Here is a 9,708-nt window from a genome sequence, read left to right as displayed (position 1 = left end):
GTGCTTCGGATTGCGCGGTTTCGCTCATGTGCCGCTCCTTCCCGCGGTCAACGCTATCAAACGGCGGCAATAATCGCTGTGGGGAAAGAAGATAGGGGTATGGCGATTGGCCAGCGCACTGAGGATTGGAGCCGACCTCGGAGGATTCCTTGGCCGCCGATCCCGACCCCGCCATCGACGATTCGGGAACCATCATGAAAAGCGTGTCTTGCGGCCACCGACAAGAATACCCCGTACATGAAGTTGCCGCGGAAAACGCCACATTTCCCGAAGACGCTACATGTACGGGGGTTGAATACTGGGGTCTAAGACATCAGAGTTGCAGAGACACCCTGCACGAGCCTCATTCAGCTGGCGATGCTGCCGGAATCCTCGGAATCCAGGTAGCTGCTGGAATTGCTGGAACCGGAGGAGCTGGAACCGGAGCCGGACTGCTGGCCGGATTGACCAGAACCAGACTGGCCTGACTGGCCGGAACCGCCCTGGCCGCTCTGACCGGAATCGGAACCATCTTGGCCAGGCTGCCCGCTCGGCGGCTCACCCATCTGACCATTGGACTGGCCACTGCCGGAGCCGGACTGTCCGCCGGGTCCGCCCATCTGACCATTGGATTGACCATTGGACTGGCCGCCAGGGCCCTGCTGGCTCGTCTGCTGCTGGCCCGAACCGGAAATCGCGTTCATTGCGAAAGCTCCGCCAACACCGCCTATCAGGCCACATACCAAGCTGAGACCCGCGATGATGGCGATGGTCTTGCCACCGAGTTTCGGCGATGGTGTTGCCGCCGCGGCCGGGTTTTCGAAGATTTCCGTCTCGGATTGCGGATTCGGCGTCCGGTAGTTGCCGGGATTCCCGTCGGGTATCGCGCTGCCATAGCTGGTGCCACCGTAGCCGACATTGCCGGATCGGGTATCGTCGGGAGCAGTGCCGTTGGACGGAACGGCATTGTTGGACGGGGCTGAGGTATTGAAATCGAAGTCAGTCATGATGCACTTCCTTGCAGTGAATTGTTTGAATCGTTATGGATTGTTTGGATTGTTGTGAATAGTTGCGAATTGCGAATGGTGATGGATTGCGGATTGCTGTGAACGAGACCAGCCGACGAGCATGGACGGATGGACACACCCCGAACCGCTCCAGCGATCGTCAAGCAATCGTCAGAACGACCACGCGGTATCGGTTCCGAACTGCTTGTCGAATGCGGCGCGGTCGGCCACGTCCGAACTCAGTTTCGTGTCGGAGTCGGCGGAGACCGAGGTGCCGTACGAGCCGGTGACGGTCACCGTGAGGTCGCTGTCGCCCGAAACCACGGTCTTGCCGTCTGCCTTGATGGTCACTGTGCGGCCGGAGGAATCAACCACTTTGCCGCCGGAGGCCACGTTCAGCGCGGAGATGGTGGTATCGGCCGTGACCACCCATGTGGAGGTGCCGTCCACGTTCACGCTGATCGGCGCTTCGGAAGCCGACGACGAGCCGGAAGCCGACGAATTCTGGGTGATTTCCGCCGAACCCGTCCATGAGGAGCCTTCCAGCAGATTGAACGTCACCGTCGAAATGGTGTCGGCGCTCACCTTGCCGGACAGATCCTGCGAGCGCCCGGTGAAGGTCACCGTGGCGCCGTTCGAGCCGGCCGACCCCCAATTGTTCGAATCGTTGCCGGCTGCGAGGATGAGGTTCGCGGCCGAGGAGTCGAAGTCAAGTTCCGTGTTCTGCAGCACCACGTCGGCGGTGGTGTTGGTGAAGTAGAACATCGAACCGGATTCGATGGCGGATTTCAACGTGGAATCCTTCGCCTGGAATGTGGCGTGCTCGCCGGTGGCGGTGTCCGCGTCGCCGGAGGTGGACTGGTAGATAATCACGCCGTTGGCCACGGGGTCGGAGCCGGAGGTACCGGTGTTGGTACTTTCCAGCGTCGACTTGTTGATGAGGATGGTATTGAGGCCTTCCATGCCCGCGATCTGCGATCCGCTCGCCGTGCCGGTAACGCCTGACACCTCGATATCTCCCGTGGAGTACAGCAGCGGCGAGCCGCTGCCGGCGGTGGAGAGCGTGGATCCGGTGACGGATACGGTTCCGCCGCCGCGGTCGGTGGCCAGGGATGCGCTGTGGTCGCCTTTCGTATTAATGGTCATGCCGTCGGCGATGATCGACCCTCCATAAGTGGCGTCGAGCCCGCGCGAGTTGGCCGCGGAGGTGGCGATGTCCACGTCATTGGCCAACACCGTGGCCGAATCAGTGGCGAAGATGCCGTTCGATCCGGCGCTTTCGGCGCTGATGGAGGAGCCTGATATGACGGCTTTCGATTGCTTCCCCACCGCCAGCAGCACCGAGTTGGTGCCGTAGAAATTGCAGTTGTCGGCGTTGCCGCTGTCTCCCGATTTGACGAATTTGCCGTTCGTGATGGTGAGTGTGCCACCGTTTTGCGCGAGCGCCGCGTTCTGGTCCGTTTCGGTGGCCGTGGTGGTTTCACCGTCCGACGTGACCTTTTTGCCGTCGGCGGTGAGCGCGCCGGAGTAGGTGCCTGTGTAGTCGTAGCTCATGGTGTTGGCTCCGCCGGTTTTGTTGAGCGTGGCCGAGATGCTTTGCTGCGATCCGGGGCTCGCTTTGAGCAGTGCCGTCACGCCCATGCCCGCTCCGAAGCCTGAGACCAGCGATACGGCCGCCGCGATGGCGATGGCTTTGCCAATCGGCTGCGTTCTGCGATTGGCACGTTGATGGGTTGCATAAGCCATGATCGTTCCTTTCCTTTGAAGGCGGATGTGTGGTTATGCGACGTCGTTAGTTGTATTAAGCATCTTGTTGTTGCGATGGAACTGGATGACGTCCGGAAGGTTTCTGGATGGTTTTTGGGAGTTTTCTGAATGCGATTTCGCGGTGGTTACGCTCGCTTTCACCTGTTTTCCACCTTGGGCACATAACGTCGACGCGCTCAGCGAAGATGGGGCAGCTTTGTCCCAGAGCGCGTTATACGATACGAATCGCGTAGCGCTACGTTCCCCGTATCGCTATGAGAGGAATCAATCGCCAAACCGGAGAGACAATGCGCAACGTACTGCAGATCCTGCGTCGTGACTTCAAACGTCTGCTCACCGTGCCGGCGGCATGGGTGATCATGATCGGTCTGATCTTCATCCCGCCGCTATACGCATGGTTCAACATCTACGGATTCTGGGACCCGTACGGCAACACCAACGGCATCAAGGTGGCCGTGGCCAATACGGACGAAGGCACCGACAATGCGCTGCTCGGTAAAGTCAATCTTGGCGACCAGATCGAAAGCACGCTCAAAAGCAACGACCAGCTCGGCTGGGAGTTCATGAGCAGGTCCAAGGCGATGGAGGCCGTGCAGTCGGGCGATTGCTACGCGGCGATCGTCATTCCATCCGATTTCAGCGAGGACCTTGCCAACGTCGTGACCGATAGCAAGAACCGGCCCACGCTCGAATACTACGTCAACGAGAAGGCGAGCCCGATCTCGCCGAAAATCACCGACCAAGGTGCCACCACGGTCGACCGCACCGTCAACAACACTTTCGTATCCACCGTCAGCGAAACGCTCGTCAAAGCCATCAACGCGGCCAACGGCGCGGCCAGCGGCGAAGTCCATTCCATCGCCGGCGACGCCATCAGCGAACTCGACAAAACCAATCGCAACGTGGGCTCGATCCGTTCCGTCATCGCGGATCTCGACAAGCAGCTCGCCAACGTGCCGCAGCAGACCAACGCCGCGCGCAGCGCCATGAACGACGTGCAGCTGGCCGCGGCAAGCGCCGGCAAGGGCCTTGCCGACACGTCCAACGCGATCGGCATCGCGCAGAACCGCCTCAACACCTTCTCCTCCGCCGCCGGCAGCGCGCTGGAGACCGGCTCCGGACTCGTCTCCCAAGCCGCGACCCAATCGACCGCCAGCATCAACCAGATTTCTTCCGTGGTAGCTGCGGCAAGCGGCTCCGCGCAGCAGGCGGTCACCGGCATGCAAAGCGTCACCGACAGCAACGCGAAACTCATCGACAAGCTCAAATCGGCCAGCGACAACGCGCAATACCAGCAGATCATCAGCAAGCTGGAGGACACCAACAACGCCGCCGCCGGAACGCTCACCGACCTCAAGACCCTGAGCGCGGACACGCAGGCCACAGCCGGTAGCGTGACCGGACTCTCCACCGATTTCAACAACAGCACGCAGACCACGCTAAAAAGCGTGGACGCCGCACGGAACACCATCAATTCCGGAGCGCTGCCGCAGCTCAACTCCGGCCTGAGCTCACTGGCCGGCACCACCGGAACACTGTCCGGCACGGTGACGAACCAGACCGGACTGGTCAGCCAGACCGGCCTCGTGCTTGACCAGCTCGACAAGCTGGCGTCGGACACCCGCTCCACGCTCGAGCAGACCGACCGGCAGCTGGCGAAGGTGGAGACGAAGCTTACCACCGTCAGCACCGACCTGAAGGCCCTGACCACAGCGGACCTGCTCAAGACCCTGACCGGCGATAGCTCGCTCGACACGGACAAAATCGCCTCGTTCATGGAATCCCCCACGGTGATCAGCACGAAGAACGTGTACCCGATCAACTCCTACGGTTCCGGCATGGCTCCTCTGATGACCAATCTGGCGCTGTGGGTGGGCGCGTTCGCCTTCGTGGTGATCTTCAAAGTGGAGGTGGACGACGAGGAGCTCGAGGACCTCGACCCGACCCCCACTGAAAAGTACCTGTCGCGCTACCTGCTGCTCGGCACCATGGGCGCCATCCAGGGTGCGCTGTGCACCGTCGGCGACCTGATGCTGGGCGTACAGACGGAAAGCACGCCGCTGTTCATACTCACCGGTGTGATCACGTCGCTGGTATACCTCAGCATCACGTACGCGCTGTCCACCACGTTCATGCACATCGGCAAGGGCCTGTGCGTGGCGCTGGTCATCGTGCAGATTCCAGGCGCGTCCGGCCTGTACCCAATCGAAATGATGCCGAAGTTCTTCCGCGCGGTCTACCCGTTCGTGCCGTTCAGCTATTCGATCGACGCGTTCCGCGAGACCATCGCCGGCTTCTACGACGGACACTGGTTCAAGGCAATCGGCACATTGCTGCTATTCGCCGCCGTCGCCTTCTTCATCGGATTGGTGATTCGTCCGCTACTTGCCAATCTCAACCGCCTGTTCGCCCGCGAGATCGAGGAAAGCGACATGATCATCGGCGAGGAGGTCGAGCTTCCGGAGCGTGGATACAACGTGTCCCAAGCCATCCAGGTGCTCGCCGACAAGGGCGGCTACCGCGAGGCCATCGAGGAACGGGCAAGCCGATTCACCGAACTGTATCCGAAGCTCAAGCGTGGCGCACTGGTCATCGGCTTCATCGTGCCGGTCATTCTGGCGGCCGTGTTCTCGTTCACCAACAGCGAGAAGGTGACCGTCCTGGCCACCTGGCTTGTCTGGATCCTGCTCATCATGGGCTTCCTCATGGTCATCGAGTACATGAAGGACAGCCTGAACCGTCAGGTGGAGCTTGGCAGCCTGAGCGACGAATCCATCCAATCCATGCTGATGGAGCGTCAGGCCGCTCGCATCCGCCGCAGAAAGCGCGCGCAACAGGCGCGACGGGACCGGCTATTACGCAAGACGCAGCGACGTTCCGGAAAAGACGATCGCAAGCCAGCCATCTCCAGGGAAACGACGGCGAATGTGACGGTCACGAACCCTGACGACGGCGACGGCATCGCCATGCTCGTCCGGAAGATGAACGCGTCCGAAACCGCTGGAACCACGTCCGGAACCGGTGCCGGAGCTGCACGAACCAACGAAACCACCGAAGACATCGCCAACAACGCAGGAAGGAGCAACGCATGAAAAACATCTGGAAACTGTTCGTCGGCGACATCCGACGCATCACCAGCAACGTCGTCTCCGTCATCATCGTCATCGGCCTGGTGGTGATTCCCGGCATCTTCACTTGGTTCAACGTGGCCGCCAGCTGGGACCCGTTCGCCAACACCGGCGATCTGAAATTCGCCGTGGCCAACACCGACAGGGGTTACAAGTCCGACCTCATCCCCGTGAAGATCAACATCGGCGACGAAGTGGTCAACACGCTGCGTTCCAACAGCCAGCTCGACTGGACCTTCACCACCGAAAAGGAGGCCATCGACGGCACCAAATCCGGCAAATACTACGCGGCCGTGGTGATTCCGAAGAACTTCAGCACCCGTATGATGACGTTCTTCACCTCCGATGGCGACCATGCCGAACTCACCTACTACAACAACGAGAAGAAGAACGCGCTGGCGCCGAAGATCACCGGACAGGGTGCGGACACGGTGAGCGCGCAGATCAACGAGATGTTCTCCGAAACGCTCACCGGCACCGCGTTGGAAATCGCCTCGCAGCTGGCCAGCCAGATGGATAAGCCGGCGGCGAAGAGCCAGCTCACGCAATTCACCGGCAACGTCAAGGAGTTCTCGGGCACGCTCACCGAAAGCGCGGACATGCTCAAATCGTTCGGCTCGTTGACCCAAAGCGCGCAGAATCTGCTGTCCAGCTCGGCCAGCCTGGTCGCGCAGGTGGACGGCAGCGCGAAGGGCGCCGGCTCGACGCTCAAGCAGGCCGGCGGCAGCGTGGACGACCTGACCGGTGCGGTGAAGACCAGCACCACGGCCCTTGGCACCGCGCTCGGCAAGTCGGCCAACAGCTTCAAGACGATGTCCGGCAGCGTGGACGACCTGTTCAACAAGGCAGGCACGCAGGCGGGCGACACCGCCACCGCGCTGCGCAACCAGGCGGCGAACGTCACCAAGCAGGCGCAAAGCTACCAGCAGATCTCCGATTCGCTCGACGAACTCGGCAAGAACGACAAGCTGCCGGCAGTGGTGAAAACCGCCATCGACCATCTCAAGACCAACGTGGACGCCACCGTCACGCAGCTCAACGATCTGGCCACGGCGCTCAATGGCAGCGCCACCAACATCGACACCAAGGTGAGCGACACCGCCACGGAACTGACGGAAATCAAAAAGCTGACCCAGCAGGCGCAATCGTCCATCAAAGGCGTCAAAACCGATTACGAGACCCAGCTCAAGCCGCAGCTCGACGGCATCGCATCCTCGCTGAATGACACGGTCGCCTCGCTGAACTCGGCCGCAACCAGCCTGAAAGGCGCGCTCGGCGACCTGAACGCCACCACCGCCGACGCGGACAAGCAGCTGACCGCCATCCACAAAGTGCTCGATTCCACCGCGAATAGCCTTTCCAAGGCCGGCACAAAGCTGGGCACGTTCACCGGCACGCTGTCCGACGCGCTGGACAGCGGCGACATGAGCACCGTCAAGGACGTGCTGTCCAACAACACGGAATCGCTGGCAGCCACGCTGGCCGCCCCCGTCAAGGTGAAGCGCAACGCGGTGTTCCCGGTCAAGAACTTCGGCTCGCAAATGGCGCCGTTCTACACGTTCCTACCGCTGTGGGTGGGCTCGCTGCTCATGGTGGTGACGCTCAAGACCACCGTCTCGCGCAAGACCCGTCAGGAGCTCGGCGATCCGAAACCGCACCAGTTGTTCCTCGGCCATTACGGCGTGTTCGGCGTGATCTCGCTGCTGCAAAGCACGTTCTCTCTGGGTGGCAGCCTGCTGTTCCTGCACGTGCAGGCGGTGCATCCGTGGCTGTTCATGCTTTCCGGCTGGGTGAGCGGCCTGGTGTTCTCGTTCTTCACCTACACGCTCGTGGCCAGCTTCGGCAATGTGGGCAAGGCCATCGGCGTGCTGTTCCTCGTCATGCAGATCTCCGGCGCGAATGGCGCGTATCCGCTGGCCGTACTGCCGAAGGTCATCAGCGGAATCAGCCCGTTCCTGCCCGCCACCCATTCGATCGTGGCCATGCGTGCGGCTATTGGAGGCATCTACGGCAACGACTACTGGTATGCGATCGGCGCGTTGCTGCTATTCATTCCGCCGCTGCTGCTCATCGGTCTGCTGCTGCGCATTCCGCTGATCAAATTCAACAAATGGTATGTGGGCAAGTTGGAAAGCACGAAGGTGATCGCAAGTGCCTGACATGACGGGCGCATCCATGGGCACACCGATGACGGACGCTCCGAAACCCGTACGCGGCAACGCGCCGGGAACCATACCGGGAAATCTGCCGGGAACCGTCAAAGTCGCCGTGCAGGATGCGGTGGAAGGCGTCGTCAGCAAAGCCCGCGGACGGCGTGAGCAGCTGCGGGAGCAGACCGACCGCAAAATCATGCGCGCCACATTGGAAATCCTGATTTCCGACGGCATCGGCGCGGTGACCATCGAGGAGGTCGCACGCCGTTCGGGAGTGGCGAAAACCACCATCTACCGCCGCTATCGCAATGCCGACGACCTACTGCAACGCATCCAAGTGGAAGTGGCCGGACTGCCGGATTTCGACGATCTGCAACCGTCGCGCGACGGTCTGCGCGAGATGCTGCAACGCATCCAAGGCTGCTTCGACAGCGAGCTTGGGCTGAAGGCCGTCGGCGTGGTGCTGACGTCCGACAACGATTCGCTCAAGGCGATCACGACGCAGGTGCTGGCACCGGCCGAACAACGTTTCGTAAGCTTCATGGAACGCGGCATTCGTGCCGGAGTGTTCCGCGGCGGCTTGGACTGCAAGTTCCTGTTCAGCACGGTGCTGGGTTCCATGCTGGCATGCAAGGCGCTGGCAGAGCACAAGCCCGACATGGGGCAGGAGACCGGCTCCTGGGCCGAACGCATGACCGCGCTACTCTGGCCGAACGTCTGCGCCGGGTGACTTTCCCTTGCGCGCCGTTCGTTATACCCCCGTACCGGACAATCACCCCCGTATATGTGTCACGATTCGATTTTTTTTGGGCGAAAATGGAATCGTGACACATCGCAACCTGCGCAAATACCCCCTAATTTCTATTTTCCTTCCAAAAATGTCGGGGAAAAAATAGTTTGGGGGTATTCCTATGCAATTGAATGTGTCACGATTCAAAATTTCGGTCGAAAATCGGAATCGTGACACATCGCATCCCGGCCTTACTGGACCGAAGCCTCCTGCCGCGCCACGTCAAGGGCCTTGTTGAAGGCTTCAGTGGTCCAGCTGGCGCCGGCGAGCTTGTCGACCTTGAGATCCTTCAGCGGCTTGCCGACCACCGCGTCCGGCACGGCTTTGGCGAAGTCGTTCTGATGCTTTTTGGAAATCGACGTGAACGGATGGCCGATGATGCTCACCGACGCGACCTTCTGGTCCTTGACGGTCAGATGCACGTCGATGGTATCCTCGCCGACCGGACCGTACTGGCCGTTGACCGAATAGTCGCCGTCGGCGTAATTGCCGGTGTCCTTCTTGTCGGAGGTCGTGGAATTCTTATCGTCGGCATGGTTCTTCGTGGATCCGTCGCTGTTGGCGGTGTTGTCGGTGGCCTTGCCGTCGGTTTTCGACTTGTCTTCTTGCGATTGCACGCTTTCGCCGGAATTTCCGGCATATTCATCGTCCATCGGCGTCGCCTTCGGTTCGCCGCATGCCGACAGCAGCGCCAGGCTTGCCGCCGACAGCGCGATGACTTTGACCGCGTTTGATTGAGCAGCGCTCATTGTTACCCCTTCTGCCCTTCGTAACGGGCGATGTGTTCGACCGGCCGCCGCAAAACGGCCTCATGCCTACTATTCCGCCGTATGGTTGTCCGCCGTGCGATCGTCCGTATCGCCGGTTTTCGCAGCCTTCGTCGG

7 protein-coding genes are annotated in these 9,708 nt (G+C 60.8%); 3 read left to right on the top strand and 4 right to left on the bottom strand.

The window, feature by feature from the left end:
• The 3 genes from ACR0P8_RS07470 to ACR0P8_RS07460 form a co-directional block, all read right to left on the bottom strand.
• A partial coding sequence (locus ACR0P8_RS07470; protein ID WP_432624488.1) for a hypothetical protein occupies window positions 1–196 on the bottom strand: 196 nt, incomplete at its 3' end.
• 151 nt (window positions 197–347) lie between these two features.
• Entirely contained in the window at window positions 348–986 is a 639-nt protein-coding gene (locus ACR0P8_RS07465) for an ethanolamine utilization protein EutL (protein ID WP_432624487.1), read from the bottom strand.
• A 171-nt stretch (window positions 987–1,157) separates the two neighbouring features.
• Window positions 1,158–2,732, bottom strand: coding sequence for an adhesin (locus ACR0P8_RS07460; protein WP_432624486.1), 1,575 nt, complete (start codon window positions 2,730–2,732; stop codon window positions 1,158–1,160).
• A 308-nt stretch (window positions 2,733–3,040) separates the two neighbouring features.
• Between ACR0P8_RS07460 and ACR0P8_RS07455 the strand changes: the two genes are divergently transcribed.
• Genes ACR0P8_RS07455 through ACR0P8_RS07445 form a run of 3 tightly spaced genes read left to right on the top strand, consistent with a single transcriptional unit; the run spans window position 3,041 to window position 8,764 of the window.
• On the top strand, window positions 3,041–5,845 hold the full coding sequence (locus ACR0P8_RS07455; RefSeq protein ID WP_432624485.1) for a YhgE/Pip family protein: 2,805 nt from the start codon (window positions 3,041–3,043) through the stop codon (window positions 5,843–5,845).
• Complete coding sequence (locus ACR0P8_RS07450) at window positions 5,842–8,040, top strand: YhgE/Pip family protein (RefSeq protein WP_432624484.1); 2,199 nt, start codon at window positions 5,842–5,844, stop codon at window positions 8,038–8,040. Before ACR0P8_RS07455 ends, ACR0P8_RS07450 begins: the two co-directional genes overlap by 4 nt.
• 1 nt (window position 8,041) lies before the next feature.
• Window positions 8,042–8,764: a TetR/AcrR family transcriptional regulator gene (locus tag ACR0P8_RS07445; protein WP_432624489.1), complete on the top strand. Its 723-nt coding sequence runs from the start codon at window positions 8,042–8,044 to the stop codon at window positions 8,762–8,764.
• A gap of 251 nt (window positions 8,765–9,015) precedes the next feature.
• Here the strand turns inward: ACR0P8_RS07445 and ACR0P8_RS07440 are convergent, their stop codons facing one another.
• Window positions 9,016–9,573 (bottom strand): FMN-binding protein, encoded by a 558-nt coding sequence (locus ACR0P8_RS07440; protein ID WP_432624483.1) that lies wholly within the window; start codon window positions 9,571–9,573, stop codon window positions 9,016–9,018.
• Between the last annotated feature and the right edge of the window lie 135 nt (window positions 9,574–9,708).

Origin of the sequence: Bifidobacterium sp., from assembly GCF_050874245.1 — a bacterium.
Lineage (GTDB): Bacteria > Actinomycetota > Actinomycetes > Actinomycetales > Bifidobacteriaceae > Bifidobacterium.
This window is presented reverse-complemented; position numbering and strand designations above follow the sequence as displayed.